This window comes from Vicinamibacterales bacterium (genome assembly GCA_036504215.1).
Taxonomy (GTDB): Bacteria; Acidobacteriota; Vicinamibacteria; order Vicinamibacterales; family Fen-181; genus FEN-299.
The window spans coordinates 142,754-156,522 of record DASXVO010000028.1 but is presented as its reverse complement, the minus strand read 5'-3'; the positions used below and the strand labels follow the sequence as shown (position 1 = coordinate 156,522).

General features: G+C 66.8%; 11 protein-coding genes. 9 read left to right on the top strand and 2 right to left on the bottom strand.

Annotation, left to right across the window (positions count from 1 at the left end; translation table 11 throughout):
- Window positions 1–118: 118 nt before the first annotated feature.
- The 7 genes from VGK32_07165 to VGK32_07135 all read left to right on the top strand — a co-directional run bounded on the left by VGK32_07165 (window position 119) and on the right by VGK32_07135 (window position 7,872).
- Window positions 119–1,321, top strand: a complete 1,203-nt coding sequence (locus VGK32_07165; GenBank protein ID HEY3381529.1) for an HlyD family efflux transporter periplasmic adaptor subunit — start codon at window positions 119–121, stop codon at window positions 1,319–1,321.
- On the top strand, window positions 1,318–2,580 hold the full coding sequence (locus VGK32_07160; protein ID HEY3381528.1) for an efflux RND transporter periplasmic adaptor subunit: 1,263 nt from the start codon (window positions 1,318–1,320) through the stop codon (window positions 2,578–2,580). The genes VGK32_07165 and VGK32_07160 overlap by 4 nt, the downstream gene beginning before the upstream one ends.
- Window positions 2,577–3,878, top strand: coding sequence for an HlyD family efflux transporter periplasmic adaptor subunit (locus VGK32_07155; GenBank protein ID HEY3381527.1), 1,302 nt, complete (start codon window positions 2,577–2,579; stop codon window positions 3,876–3,878). The genes VGK32_07160 and VGK32_07155 overlap by 4 nt, the downstream gene beginning before the upstream one ends.
- A complete protein-coding gene (locus tag VGK32_07150; protein ID HEY3381526.1) occupies window positions 3,875–5,137 on the top strand; it encodes an ABC transporter permease in 1,263 nt (420 codons plus the stop codon). The genes VGK32_07155 and VGK32_07150 overlap by 4 nt, the downstream gene beginning before the upstream one ends.
- Window positions 5,138–5,232: 95 nt before the next feature.
- Complete coding sequence (locus VGK32_07145; GenBank protein ID HEY3381525.1) at window positions 5,233–5,865, top strand: zinc ribbon domain-containing protein; 633 nt, start codon at window positions 5,233–5,235, stop codon at window positions 5,863–5,865.
- Between the two features lie 21 nt (window positions 5,866–5,886).
- Entirely contained in the window at window positions 5,887–7,263 is a 1,377-nt protein-coding gene (locus VGK32_07140; GenBank protein HEY3381524.1) for a hypothetical protein, read from the top strand.
- Between the two features lie 126 nt (window positions 7,264–7,389).
- Window positions 7,390–7,872 carry an adenosine-specific kinase gene (locus VGK32_07135; GenBank protein HEY3381523.1) on the top strand — a complete coding sequence of 161 codons (483 nt, stop codon included), beginning with the start codon at window positions 7,390–7,392 and terminating at the stop codon, window positions 7,870–7,872.
- Window positions 7,873–7,902: 30 nt separating this feature from the next.
- On the opposite strand, the gene VGK32_07130 is transcribed toward VGK32_07135, so the two are convergent.
- Window positions 7,903–8,979, bottom strand: coding sequence for a peptidylprolyl isomerase (locus VGK32_07130; GenBank protein HEY3381522.1), 1,077 nt, complete (start codon window positions 8,977–8,979; stop codon window positions 7,903–7,905).
- Between the two features lie 92 nt (window positions 8,980–9,071).
- Window positions 9,072–9,407 (bottom strand): RNA-binding protein, encoded by a 336-nt coding sequence (locus VGK32_07125; protein HEY3381521.1) that lies wholly within the window; start codon window positions 9,405–9,407, stop codon window positions 9,072–9,074.
- Between the two features lie 329 nt (window positions 9,408–9,736).
- On the opposite strand from VGK32_07125, the gene VGK32_07120 reads away from it, so the two are divergent.
- Complete coding sequence (locus VGK32_07120) at window positions 9,737–11,077, top strand: NCS2 family permease (GenBank protein ID HEY3381520.1); 1,341 nt, start codon at window positions 9,737–9,739, stop codon at window positions 11,075–11,077.
- 65 nt (window positions 11,078–11,142) lie between these two features.
- The gene (locus VGK32_07115) at window positions 11,143–13,752 is read left to right on the top strand and encodes a Tex-like N-terminal domain-containing protein (GenBank protein HEY3381519.1); all 2,610 of its coding nucleotides are present in this window, start codon (window positions 11,143–11,145) and stop codon (window positions 13,750–13,752) included.
- Window positions 13,753–13,769 lie beyond the last annotated feature (17 nt).

Below are 13,769 nucleotides of genomic sequence, written 5' to 3'. Positions count from 1 at the left end.
CTCCCTCATTCCGACTGCGTCCGTCCTGTTCCTGCTTTCCGCGTCGGCCTGCGACCGCGCTCCGTCGCAGACTCGGGCACGCGCAACCAGCAGCGTGCTGGTCCAGCGGAAGGACTTCGTGACCACGATTCGGGTCCATGGCACGGTGGAGGCCGTCCGATCCTGGGTCGTCTCGGCGCCGCGAATGGCTGGATCCGGCGCAGGCCCGCTGGTCGTCACCAAACTCGTCACGCCCGGCACCCAGGTCAAACGGGGCGACCGGCTGGTCGAGTTCGATCGTCAGGCGCAGCTCAAGGCAGCCCAGGACCGTCGCTCGGACCACCTCGACCTCATCGCCCAGATCCGCAAGAAGCAGGCGGAACAGGACGTGGCGCGCGCAAAGGATGACACCGAGTTGGTGCAGGCAGAGCACGATGTCGAACGCGCCCGGCTCGAGATCCTGCGGAACGAGATGCTGTCGCGAATCGCGGCGGAGAAGAACGAACAGGCGCTCCAGGAGGCGACCGCCACACTCGAACAGCTGCGCGCCACGTTCGCACTCAAACGGCAGGCGGCGAAGGCCGAGTTGCGCATCCTCGAGATCCAGCGTGACCGGGCGCTCGCGTCGGCTCGTCACGCCGAGTCGAACGCGATGAAGATGTCGATCGTGTCGCCTATCGATGGCCTGGTCGTGCTGAAGACCACCTGGAAAAGCGGTCGCATGGGCGAAGTGCAGGAAGGCGAAGAGGTCCGGCCGGGCGTGCCCATCCTCGAGGTCGTGAGCCGTGCGGGAATGCAGGTCCGGGCGCGCATCAACCAGGCGGACGCGCACCGGCTGCAGGTGGGAATGCCCGCGCGCGTCGGGCTCGACGCGTACGCGGGCTTCTCGCTGCCGGGCCGGCTCGAACAGTTGACGCCAGTGGCCGGCGCCAGCGACATGTCGCCTCGGGTGCGGGTCATGGTCGGCCTCGTGTCTGTGTCCGGTGACGACCCCCGCCTCATGCCGGACCTGTCGGCGGGGGTGGACATCGAGGTGGCGCGGGTCAATCGCGTGCTGGTCGTGCCGAGAGACGCCCTGGTAAAGGACGGCGCGCACTGGTTCGTCACCGAGGCGGGTGGAGCGAGGCGGCAGGTCGACGTGAGCACGTGGAACGACGTCGAGGCCGTCGTGCGGTCCGGCCTTGAAGAAGGGGCCCGCATCAGGCGGCAGCCAGTGTCCCGTAGCAGTAGTCTGTCACCGAATTCCCGGTCGTCGCGCCTTGCCGGCCGGGCGCCGCGCGCCGGGACTTCGGCAACGAACCACTGTTACGGGACACTTGCTGCGGGACGAGGTGCGTCGTGAACGGACACCCGCGACGACGATGGCGCGTGGTAGGGCTGGTGTTGCTGACGACGCTGGGCGCCGCGGCGTGGTCCGGGATCCAGCAGTACCGTGCGGCGGCGTCCGTGCCTGCCGCGTCGGTCGCGCGTGGCGCCTTCGTCGACGAAGTCACGCTGCGCGGCGAGGTGCGGCCCCTGCGTTCGCGTGTGGCCACCGCCCCGGCGCTGGCGGGCGACCTCCGCATCGTCAGCCTGGTGAAGAACGGGTCGAGCGTCCGACGGGGCGACGTAATCGCGCAGTTCGATCCCGCAACATTGCAGCGTACGTTGGAGGAGAAACGATCGGAGCTCAGGCAGGCCGAGGGGGAGATCGACAAAGTCCGGGGAGAGACCCGGTTGCGGGAAGAGCAGGACGCCACCGATCTGACCAAGGCGCGGTACGACGTTGAGCGCGCTCGGTTGGATGTCTCGACCGAAGACCTCATCTCGCGGGTGGAGGCGGACAAGTTCCGTCTCGATCTGGCTGACGCCGAACGGCGGCTGAAGGAGATCGATAGCCGGCTGGGGGCCAATCGTCGAGGAGCCGCGGCGGATCTCGACAGTCGCCGGCAGAAACGCGACAAGGCGGCCGCAGAGGTCGCGAAGGCCGAATCGGACCTGTTGGTGTTGACGCTGCGCGCGCCCGACGACGGCACCGTGACGCTGCTCGACAACTGGCGCGCCGGTGGTCCGATGATGGGTGGAACGCGGGAATTCCGCGAGGGCGATCGGGCATGGTCCGGGGCCGGCATCGCCGAAGTGCCAGACCTGTCAACGGTCGAAGTCGTCGTCAAGGTAGATGAGGCGGATCGCAGCCGGCTCGGTGAAGGGCAATCCGCCGTCGTGCGGGTGGACGCACTGCCAGACCGCGAGCTCCAAGCCACGGTCCTCGCCATCAGCACGTTGGCGAAGGTGGTGTTCGAGGGCTGGCCGCCGACCAAACAGTTCGAAATGCGGCTTCGCCTCGTGCAACCGGACGCGCGTCTTCGAAGCGGGATGAGCGCCACCGCGCGCGTGGCGGTCGAGCGACTGGAGGCGGTGCTCGTGATACCCACGAAGGCGGTGTTTCAGAAGGGCGGACGCGCCGTGGCGTACGTGAGGGCCGGCCGAAGCTGGCAGGAACGGTTTGTGACCGTCAACCGGCGGAATGTCGAGCAGGTGGTTGTCACGGGGGGCGTTGCGGAGGGGGATCGCGTGGCCCTGCGCGACCCAACGTTGCCAGTAGAAGGGGGGACACGGTGAAGCGCCGCTGGTGGCTGACCGGCCTCGTCCTCAGCGTCCTCGCGCTCGCAGGGGGCGTGGGTGTCCGGCAACTTCGACTCACCGCCGATGAGGTGCCGACGGTGAAGGTCACCCGGGGTGATCTGGACCTCAGCGTACACTGCACCGGGGAACTTCGGCCGGGGCGTAGCGCGATGGTCGTTGCCCCGGCGGTGGCGGGGACGCTGCAAATCGTCCGACTCGTGCCGTCGGGAAGCGCGGTGAAGGCGGGCGACGTGCTGGTGGAGTTCGACCCGAGTGAGCAGGAGTTCAATCAGGATCAGAGTCGATCGGAGTTGGAGCAGGCCGAGCAGGAACTCGTCCGGCTCAGGGCGGAGGCGGCCGTCCAGGCCGCGCAGGACCGGGTAGCCGCGCTGAAGGCGCGGTTTGCAGTCAGGCGCGCGGAACTCGACCTCGGGGCGCGTGACCTGCTTGGCGCGATTGAACTGCGGAAGGACGAACTCACCCTCGAAGAGGCCAGGCGACGGCTCGCTCAACTGGAGCAGGATGTTCAGTCGAAGACGTCGAGCAGTCGGGCGGCCGCGGCCGTGCTGGAAGCCAAGCGTGACAAGGCGCGGGTCTCGATGGGGCAGGCGCGCCAGAATATCGAGAACATGACGCTTCGCGCCCCACTCGACGGTGTGGTCGTGCTCCGGCAGAACATGGACGCGTCCGGCGGCATGTTCTACTCGGGAATGTCGCTGCCGGAATACCGCGCCGGCGACATGGTGTGGTCGGGCCGGAGCATCGCGGATGTCCACGACACCGGAACGCTCGAACTCCAGACGAAGATCAACGAGGCCGATCGGGCGAATCTGTCGCCCGGGCAGAAGGCCGAAGTGCGCGTGGACGGTCTGCCGGGGGGGACGTTTCCGGCCACCATCAGGACGATCAGCGGCATGGCAGTCCGCGGGTTCTTCTTCGACAACGACGTGCGACGCAAGTTCGACGCGACGCTCGTCCTCACCGGGCGCGATCCGCGCCTACGGCCCGGACTGTCGGCGGAGATCGTGATCAGTGGTCAGCAACTGAAGGGCGCCCTGTACGTGCCGCGTCAGGCGTTGTACGAGAAGGGCGGCAAACCCGTGGTCTATGCCCGCGGGGCGCACGGGTTCGAGCCTCGGACGGTGAAGATTGCGTTCCGGACGGAGAGTCGGGCGGTCGTCGAAGGCCTGGCACAGGGAACCGAAGTGGCGCTCATCGATCCCGAAGCCCGGGCGAAGACCGCGGGCAAGGCTGCCGCGGCGCCGGTTCCGGCGGCGCAGGGGGGGCGTCGATGACGGCCGCCCGATTGTTCCACGCGGCGCCGGATCTGAAACTCGGCCTCGAGAGCCTGCTGCTTCACAAGCTTCGCTCGTTGCTGACGATGCTTGGCATGATCTTCGGTGTGGCCGCCGTCGTCTCGATGTTGTCGATTGGTGCAGGTGCGCAGCAGCAGGTGATGGCGTTCATCGAGGACCTCGGAGTCCGGAACCTGATTGTGGAGGCGCGCGAAGCGGGTGACCGGCAGGCGCTCGACCGGGTGCGGAAGCGGTCGGCAGGCCTGTCGTTCCAGGACCTGCGCGTGATCCGCGCCAATGTCGATCAGATCGCGGCCTCCACGGCGCGAAAGAAGTTCGCGCCGTCGAAGATGCTGCCGAGGCCGCAAGGCGAGATGCCGACGGTGTACGGCGTGGACGCCCGCTATCAGGAGATCGCCAGGCTTCGACTGACCGAAGGGCGGTTTTTCGACGCCACCGACATGGACCGCGCGGCGGCGGTGTGCGTGCTGGGGCAGTCGGTGCGCGTGAGCCTGTTCGGGGCAGGCGAGGCGGTCGGTGAGTATCTGAAGGCCAATGAGCAGTGGTATCGCGTGATTGGGGTCGTCGAGCCCCAAGTCAGCGCACAGACCGATGTGGCCGGCGTACCGGCGCAGGACCGCAACAACCTGGTCTATGTACCGCTGGCAGCGGCGGTGCTCCGCACGGAGGATTCCTATTCGTACTTGCGAGACGAGATTGACGGCATCTACATGCAGATGCAGCCGACGGCCGATCCCGTCGCGACGGCGACCGTCGTCCGTGGCATCCTGAGCGTCGCCCACGGACAGGCCGATGACTTCTCGGTCATCGTGCCGGCGGAGTTGCTCGCCCAGCAACGGCGCACGCAGCGGGTCTTCGACATGGTGATGGTCGCGCTTGCTTCCATCTCCCTGCTCGTCGGCGGGATCGGAATCATGAACATCATGCTCGCGACGATCCTCGAGCGGACCCGCGAAATCGGGACTCGCCGCGCCGTCGGCGCGCGACGCGGTGACATCGTCCGTCAGTTCCTGGTCGAGACGATTCTGATTTCGTTCGTGGGCGGGGTGCTGGGGATTCTGTTCGGTGTGGGGATGTCGCGCCTCATTGCCTGGCTCGCCGGCTGGTCCACCATCGTCACGCTCGGCTCGATCCTGCTCGCGTTTCTCGTGTCCGTGTCGGTCGGTCTCGTCTTCGGTGTCTACCCCGCCATCAAGGCCGCCCGCCTCGACCCCGTCGAAGCCCTGCACTCCGAGTGATGGGACCGCGGACGTTGATGGAGTGACCCTCTTGTCATAGAATCGCAGACTCGGCTCGACGTGCCGACCTGCGTTCGTCCGGACGGGGAGTAGACATGAGCCTGATTCAGTTCACACGCAACCACACCGATCATTCCACCGACAAGGGCTACCAGTTCGAGTTCTTCTGCGACCGCTGCGGCAACGGATTCATGTCGGAATTCAAGCCGTCGGCGGCGGGCTACGCGACGAGCTTTCTCCGCGCGGCCGGGGACGTCTTCGGCGGCGTCTTCGGCTCGGCGAGCGCGGGCAGTTACGAAATCGAGCGGGCGATCCAGGGCCCGGCGCACGACAAGGCGTTCCGTGACTCGGTCGAGGAGACGAAGCCACATTTCCGGCAGTGCCCGAAGTGCGCCCACTGGGTGTGCAAGGCCACCTGCTGGAACGAAGCGCGGAACCTGTGCTACGAGTGCGCGCCCGACGTGGAGACCGAGATCGCCGCCGCGCAGGCCCAGTCGACTGCGCAGCAGATCCGCGAGAAGGTCGCGCAGCAGGACCTCACCAAGGACCTCGACCTCACGAGCGATGCGTCCGCCTTGTGTCCGGCCTGCGGCGCACGTACGGAAGGCGCGAAGTTCTGCCCCGAATGCGGCAAGGCCTTGCGCCCGAAGAACGAGTGCCCGCGCTGCGGGACGAAGATGGAAGCCAGGGCGCGATTCTGTCCCGAGTGCGGACAGAAGGCCGGCTAGTTCCGGTCGCGGACGCCTGTCATGCCGTCCTTCTCCGGTCGATTCGCGTATCTCGTCCCTGGCCAGGGAGCCGTGCAGGACGGCCCCTGCCAGGTCTCCTTCGATGAGAGCACGCTGACCCTCGTGCCGGGTGCCGGTCCGTCGACCGCCTTCGACCTCGGTGACATCGACCGATTCACGACGGCGGACTACGAGTTGCGGTTGTCGCTCTACACCGGCACCGAGCTCAGGCTCACGCACTTCGCGAAGGCCTTCCAGGATCTGGAACGCCAGATGCTCGCGGCGTATCGCGATCGCCTGGTGCAGTGTCTTCTCGTGAGCGACCTCAACGAGGTCGCGCGGTTCGATGGGCAGGTACATCTCGAGTCGCAGTCGCGCGAGTGCGGCGGACCCGCCCAGGTTCGGCTCTACGAGAGCAACCTCGCGGTGCTTCCTGACGCGGCGGTCGGCCTGCAGTGGCGGCTGGCCGACGTTGATGCGGTGGAGTTCAACGGGCGCGACTACGCGGTTGTGGTGACTTGCGGTGACGAGCGCCTCACGATCGGCCGGTTGGCCAAGCGCACCGGCGAGCTTGCGGACCGGATTCGGAATCGGGTGACGGTTCTGAACGAGCGCAGCGCGCGAACGCTGCGCGCGCTCTTCCCGTTCCTCACGCCCGACCAGTTTCGCCGGCTGTCCACGGTGATGCGAGAGGGACACAGCGCGCCCATCGAGCGGCTCCGCGCCATCCATCTGCTCACCGAATCGGTGCTGCTCGAGAAGGTGGTGGACTCGAAGCTGCGGCCCTATCTGCATGCGCTGGCGAAACGGAGCGCCGGCGAGGGCTGGTTTGCCGGCTTCAAGATCGTCCGGAGGGATCCCCGTGGGGAGGAATCCGACGTGACGGCGAACGAAGACTGCCCACCGGATGCCGAGGAGGGATCAGCCGAAAGCGCGGCGAGCGATGTGGATGGTCATCCAGCCGACGCGATCATCGATCTCGGCGATGGCCTCGAAGTGCTCTACTGGTTCTTCTTCCCGATCGCGACGGCCGGCTCTGTGCGTGCCTCGCACCTGGCATGGGAGGCGACTTCCAGCGGTGGACGCGCGACCTACGCATTCCGTCTGGCCATGGACTCGGGCGGGGCCGCGTCGCCGACCGCCGATCGATTGTCGGCCTCGTCGCTCGAGGCCGCCGTCGGTGTCATCAACCGCGGGCTCCTGGCCCTCAACTTCCGTCGCGAGCCGGTCTACCTGAGTGATGACGTGCTGCAGTCCGAACAGCGGTACCGCCACTACGCGATCGCCCAGCGGAAGGTCCCTGAACTCGCTCGGGTCCGTGCGTCGTTCGCCGGGCGCGCCATCCACACCTCCGTGCCGACGTGGGCCAGGCAGGTCGATCGCCTCGTCCAGCCGTAGTCCGGAGCCGAATCGGATCGACACGCGGGCCGGGAGGCCGACGCGCGGCCCCATCGTCCGCGCAGTCGAACGCCGGGTATAAGATCAGTGCGCAGGCGACAGCTGAATCGCCGACGGAGGTGACGCATGGAGCTGAAGAGCGTCGCAGTGGCTATTCCGCAGGATACGAACGTGATCCTCGGGCAGACCCATTTCATCAAGACGGTCGAGGACCTGTACGAGATCATGGTCACGACCGTGCCGGGGGCCGAGTTCGGACTCGCTTTCAACGAGGCCTCCGGGCCGTGTCTCATCCGTGCGGACGGCAACGACCAGTCGCTGCAGTCGTTGGCCATCGAGACGGCCCAGGCGATTGGGGCCGGACACATGTTCGTGCTGTTCCTCCGGAAGGCGTATCCGATCAACGTGCTGAGCCGCATCAAGGACTGTCCGGAGGTCTGTCGCATCTTCTGTGCAACGGCCAATCCGCTGGAAGTGGTGGTTGCGGAGACTCCCCAGGGACGGGGAATTGTGGGGGTGATCGACGGCTCGTCACCGAGAGGGGTGGAATCCGAGTCCGACCGAACGTGGCGGCGGGAGTTCCTGCGGAAGATTGGCTACAAGAGGTAGGGACTGGGCAGCCTCAATTCTCAATTCTGACTAGATCAGGATCTGCACCTTCGCCTTGGCCTTCAGCTTCTCGATGAAGGCGTTGGTCTTTTCCTGCATCTGTTGCTGCTTCAGAAACTGGGTGACGTCGGCCTTTGCTTCCTGCAGTGGGATCGTACGCGCGGAGCGGTGCTCGAACGACTTGATGATGTGGAAGCCGAACGGCGTCTCCACGATGCCGCTGAGTTGACCGGGCTTGAGGCCGAAGGCCGCCTGCTCGAACGCCGGGACGGTCTGGCCCTTGGCGACGAACCCGAGGTCGCCGCCGTTGACGGCGCTGCCCGAGTCCTGCGAGTACTGCTTGGCCAGCGCCGCGAAATCGGCCGCCTTCTTCGCCTGCGCCAGAACCTTGTCGGCATCTGCCCGGGCCTTCTTCTTGGCCGCGTCGTCGGCCTTTTCTGGAAGCCGAATCAGGATGTGCGCTGCATGCACGGCTTCTGGCTGCTGGAACTTGTCGGGGTTCTGCTGGTAGAAGGTCGCGATGTCCGCATCGCCCACCGTGACGGTCGGTGCGACCTCGGTGTCGACGAGTTTCATGGCCTGCATCTGCTGGCGTATGTCGGCCTTCAGCTTCTCAGGCGTCATCTGCCGCTCGGCCAATGCCGCTGTGAAGGCCGGCTCGTTGGGGAACTGGCCCTTCACCTGGTTGACCCGCGCATCCACCTCGGTATCGGCAACCGCCACCTTCCGAGCGGTTGATTCCTGCGCAAGCAGCTTGAGCGCGACGATCTGATCGAGCAACTGACGGAGGATGGCGTCGCGGCGCTCCGGGGGCACGGGCCCTCCGGCCTGCGCCTCGAGGTTCCTCAACGCGCGCTCGAACTCGGGCTTGCTGATCGTCTCGCCATTGACGCGCGCGAGCACGTCAGGGAGCTGCGCCGGCACGGGCTTCACGGCGGGTGCTGCCGGGCCACCGGGGGCTCCCGCGACAGCAGGTGGCGCCTGGCCGGCGGCCGCGGCGGGCGTCTGTGCGGTCGTCGCTCCTGGCGTCGAGGCCTTCGGCGTGGCTTTCTGACAGGCCGCAACTGCCGTGAGCGCCAGCAAGAGAATGGCGATGCGAGTGTTCACTAGTACCTCTGTTGAGCAAGAAACGGAGAAACGGGCCGAGGCACCCGCGGGTACCGCGTGGCCTTGGTTGATCGAGCCAGGTCGGAAGAGATCTACCAACGAGGTTCGCGACGGCCGCCATCGCCGCCGCCGAATCCGCCACGGTCGCCGCCGGGGCCACCGAACCCTCCGGTCCGCTCAGGCTTGGGTCGCGCCTCGTTGACCGTCAGCGCCCGCCCGCCCAGGGAGTGTCCGTTGAGCTGCGTCGCCGCCTTCTGGGCCTCTTCGTCAGTGGCCATCTCGACGAATGCGAAACCGCGCGCCTGGCCCGTGGCCATGTCGCGCATCACACGCACAGAGTCGACCGAGCCCGCCTGGCCGAACAGTTCCTGCAGCTCTGCTTCCCCAATCTGGTACGGCAGGTTCCCAACGTACAGCTTCCGACCCATGTCCGTTGCTCCTTGTCTCGCTGACGCGCGTGCCGGCCCTCGCGTCCGTACGGCCGGTCATCCAGTTGGAACGAGTGGTGATGAGGCTCAACTCTTGGCTGCTCAGACTGTCACGTCTGCGAGGGAGCGAATGAACTGGCGGGTTCGATCGACTCGTGGCGCTGAACGAGCTGGCATGGAGATGTGCACTCTCCTTTAGCCTAGCAGACGCTGCTCGTCGCGCAAAGTGAAAACTCCCTCACTCCGCCCCGTGTCTTGCCTCTGCGTCGCTGCCGGCACAGAATGGGCACGTCCTCGTCGGCGATCGGCCGTTCTCTCAAGGAGTGCCCGTGCTCGACCGTCTCTTTCGCCTGTCCGCGCGCGGCACCAACGTGCGTACGGAAGTCCTCGCCGGCGTCACGACGTTCCTGACGATGGCATACATCGTCTTCGTGCAGCCGGCCGTGTTGTCGGTCGATCTCAGCGGAAAGCCCACGGGTCTCGATTTCGGCGCGGTGCTCGTCGCGACATGTCTGGCGTCCGCGCTCGCGTCGGTTCTGATGGGCCTGGTGGCCGACTATCCAATCGCGCTCGCACCCGGAATGGGGGAGAACTTCTTCTTCGTCACGGTGGTGATGAGCCTGGCCCACCTGGGTCTGCCACACCCCTGGCAGACCGCGCTCGGCATAGTGTTCCTCTCCGGGCTGGTGTTCATCCTGCTGACGCTGGTGCGGTTGCGGGAGGCCGTGATCGACGCGATCAGTCCGAGCATGCGCAACGGCATTGCCGTGGGGATCGGGCTGTTCATCGCATTCATCGGACTCCGAAACGGCAGTCTGGTGGTGGGGAAGCCGGGGACGCTCGTGGGCCTCAACCCGCAGATGGGCTCACCCGATGTTGCGGTGTTCGGATTGGGCCTCGTGGTCTCCGCGGTCCTGCTGGCGCGCCGGGTGAGAGGCGGGCTGTTGTGGGGAATCCTGGCAGGGGCCGGGCTGGCGTTTGCCCTGGGCCGGATCCAATTCAACGGCGTCTTCGGATTGCCGGCCGTTCAGCAAACGGCCTTCTTGGCGATGGACGTGCGCTCTGCGCTGCAACCCGCGCTGGTCCCGTTCATCATCGTGTTCGTCTTCATGGGCCTGTTCGACACCGTCGGTACCCTCGTCGGGGTCGCTGAACAAGCCGGGTTGCTCGAGCAGAACCGGTTGCCGAGGGCGAACCGCGCGCTGCTCGTTGATGCGACGGGCATCACGGCGGGCGCGTGCCTGGGGACCAGCACGATGACGTGCTACATCGAGAGCGCGGCCGGCGTCGCCGCCGGCGGCCGAACCGGGTTGACCGCCATCGTCACCGGCCTGCTGTTCATCGGCGCGTTGCTGGTCGGGCCGCTGGTGCGGATGATCGGCAGCTACCCGCCGATCACCGCGCCGGCCCTGGTATTGGTGGGAACGCTGATGATCCAGAACGCGCGGAAGATCGACTGGGACGACATGTCCGAGGCGGTCCCGGTCTTCCTGACGATCGTCGGCATCCCGTTGTGCTATTCGATTGCCGACGGCCTGGCGCTGGGCTTTGTCAGCTACCCGGTCGTCAAGCTGCTCAGCGGCCGTGCGCGCGACGTGCGGTGGTTGTCGTACGTGATGGCCGCGCTGCTCGTGGTCTACTTTCTGGCCGTGCGGAATCAGCTCGGGTGAAAAACGCCATTCAAACGCCGGAAGTTTGTTAGGATGTAGGGTCGCGTGGCGAGGATTGTTGTTCTATGGAGACGACCGTTCGACGGATTGCCGGGGAACTTGGGGTGCACGAAGAGCAGGTCGAGGCCGTACTGCGTCTGCTGGGCGAGGGGGGCACGACGCCGTTCCTGGCCCGGTACCGCAAGGAGGCGACGGGGGGGCTCGATCTGGCCCGCCTTCGGACGATCGAGGATCGCGTCCACCAGGTTCGAGAACTGGACGAACGGCGCGCATTCATTCTGAAGGCGATCGGGGACCAGGGGAAGCTGACCCCCGAGTTGCAGACGGCGATTGCCGTCGCCGACAGCCGGGCGCGCCTCGAGGATCTCTACCTGCCGTTCAAGCAGAAGAGGAAGAGCCGCGCAAATCAGGCGCGCGAGGCGGGGCTGGAGCCGCTGGCCGATCTACTGCTCAGCCGGCACGATCTGTCACCCGATCAGGAAGCGGAGCGGTTCATCAACGCCGAGAGGGGTGTTGGCGACCGGCTTGTGGCACTCGACGGCGCCCGGTGGATCCTCCTCGAGCGCTTCTCTGAAGATCCGCAACTGCTCGACGCCATCCGGCGGTACGTGCTCGACCATGCCACGCTGCAATCGAAGGTCGTCGAGGGCAAACAAGAAAAGGGCGCGAAGTTCGCCGAGTACTTCGCCTTCAACGAGCCCGCGAAGAGCCTGCCGTCCAACCGTGTGCTTGCGCTGTTCCGCGGACGCAAGGAAGGCGTGCTCCGCCTGTCACTGCTGCTGGCGCCGCCTCCGGGAGCGACTGCCGTCCCAGCGGAGGCGGCGCGGACAGCGCCGACGACAGAGATGCCGGCGGTCGGAGACGACGTGCCGACCCTGGTTTCCGAAGGCGCCGCGGCACCGGTCGACGAACCGGCGGCCGACGGCGTCGAGCCGGTAGCCGACCGAGTCGAACCGGCAAGCGACGGCGTCGAGCCGGTAGCCGACCGAGTCGAGCCGGCTGGAGATGCCGGAGATGCCGGCGAGCCGGCGCAGGTCGCACCGCGCCACGAACCGGTGCGTGAGCCGCCTGGTGTGCCGGAGCAGATGATCGCGGAGCGGTTCGGCGTCCACGCCGAGGGGCATCCCGGAGATGCATGGCTCGTCGACGCGATTCGGCGCGCGTGGAAGATGAAGATCTTCCCGTATGTGCAGGTCGAGATCGAAGGTTGGCTGCGCGACCAGGCCGAGCGTGAGGCTATTCACCTCTACGCGCGCAGTCTGCGTGACCTTCTGATGGCGGCGCCGGCCGGGCCTCGCGTGGTGATGGGGCTCGACCCGGGACTCAGGACTGGCGTGAAAGTGGCGGTCGCCGATCCTGCGGGCGTCGTGCTCGAGACGGCGACGCTCTTTCCCCATCAGCCGAAGAACGAGTGGGACCAGTCTGCCGACGCGCTGATTGGCCTGATGGAGAAGTACGCGGTCGAGCTCGTTGGCATCGGGAACGGCACCGGATCGCGCGAAACCGACCGGCTGCTCTCCGACGTCGCGAAGCGGCGACCCGAACTGAAGTTCAACAAGGTCATTGTGTCCGAGGCCGGCGCCTCGGCGTACGCCTCGTCGCGCCTGGCGTCCCGCGAGGTGGCGACGGTGGAGGTGTCGTTGCGCGCCGCGGTGAGCGTCGCCCATCGACTGCAGGATCCGCTCGCCGAACTCGCGAAGATCGAGCCGCGGACAATCGGTGTCGGGCAGTATCAGCACGATGTCAACCAGGCCCATCTGTCCGGCGCGCTGATCGCCGTCGTCGAGGACTGCGTGAGCGAGGTTGGCATCGATCTCAATACCGCAAGCCCGGCGCTGCTCGGTCGCGTGCCGGGGCTCAACCATCGCCTCGCCGACAACATCGTAGCCGTGCGCGCAACGGGCGGCCCCTTCCGGACGCGCGAGGAACTGCGCCGTGTGCCGGGAGTCACCGAGCGCATCTTCGAGCAGGCGGCCGGATTCGTCCGCATCGCGGCCGGCGACCAGGTACTCGACACGACGCGCATCCATCCCGAGGCGTATTCGATCGTCGAACGGATGGCGCAGGCCGTTGCGCGGCCCGTCGTCGAGTTGATCGGCAACGACGAGGCGCTCCAGGCGGTCGTACCCGAAGCGTACACCGACGACTGCGTGGGCCTTCCGACGATCAGCGACATCCTGTCCGAACTACGTGCGCCGGCACAGGATCCGCGGCCGCCGTTCCGCATCGCGTCGTTCAAGGAGGGCGTTGACGACATTGCCGATCTGACTCCGGGCATGGTGCTCGAGGGAGTCGTCACCAACGTGGCCACGTTCGGCGCGTTCGTGGATATCGGCGTGCACCAGGATGGCCTCGTGCACGTGTCACGCCTGGCGGACCGCTTCGTCAAGGATCCCCACGAGGTCGTGAAGGCCGGCGATATCGTCCGCGTCAAGGTGCTCGAAGTGGACATGGAGCGAAAACGGATCGCGCTCACGATGCGATTCGAGAAGAAGCCGGCGCCCTTCGTGCGACCGCAGGGACCGCGAGCGCCGCGCGAGCCCGGCGCGAATGCCCAGAAGGCCGGCCCGAGGCGCAGGCCGGCGCCCGCTCAGTACCAGCAACCCGCGCCGAAGAGCCCGGCGGCCGAGACCGCGATGTCGGCGGCGTTCTCCAAGTTGTTGCGAAGGTCCTAGGCGGAGGGGCGGCCGCC

Bases quoted from the DNA above. Each gene is read 5' to 3' on its own strand.
- VGK32_07125 (HEY3381521.1), bottom strand. From the start codon at position 9,407: ATGGGTCGGAAGCTGTACGTTGGGAACCTGCCGTACCAGATTGGGGAA.
- VGK32_07135 (HEY3381523.1), top strand. From the start codon at position 7,390: ATGGAGCTGAAGAGCGTCGCAGTGGCTATTCCGCAGGATACGAACGTG.
- VGK32_07115 (HEY3381519.1), top strand. From the start codon at position 11,143: ATGGAGACGACCGTTCGACGGATTGCCGGGGAACTTGGGGTGCACGAA.
- VGK32_07145 (HEY3381525.1), top strand. From the start codon at position 5,233: ATGAGCCTGATTCAGTTCACACGCAACCACACCGATCATTCCACCGAC.
- VGK32_07140 (HEY3381524.1), top strand. From the start codon at position 5,887: ATGCCGTCCTTCTCCGGTCGATTCGCGTATCTCGTCCCTGGCCAGGGA.
- VGK32_07150 (HEY3381526.1), top strand. From the start codon at position 3,875: ATGACGGCCGCCCGATTGTTCCACGCGGCGCCGGATCTGAAACTCGGC.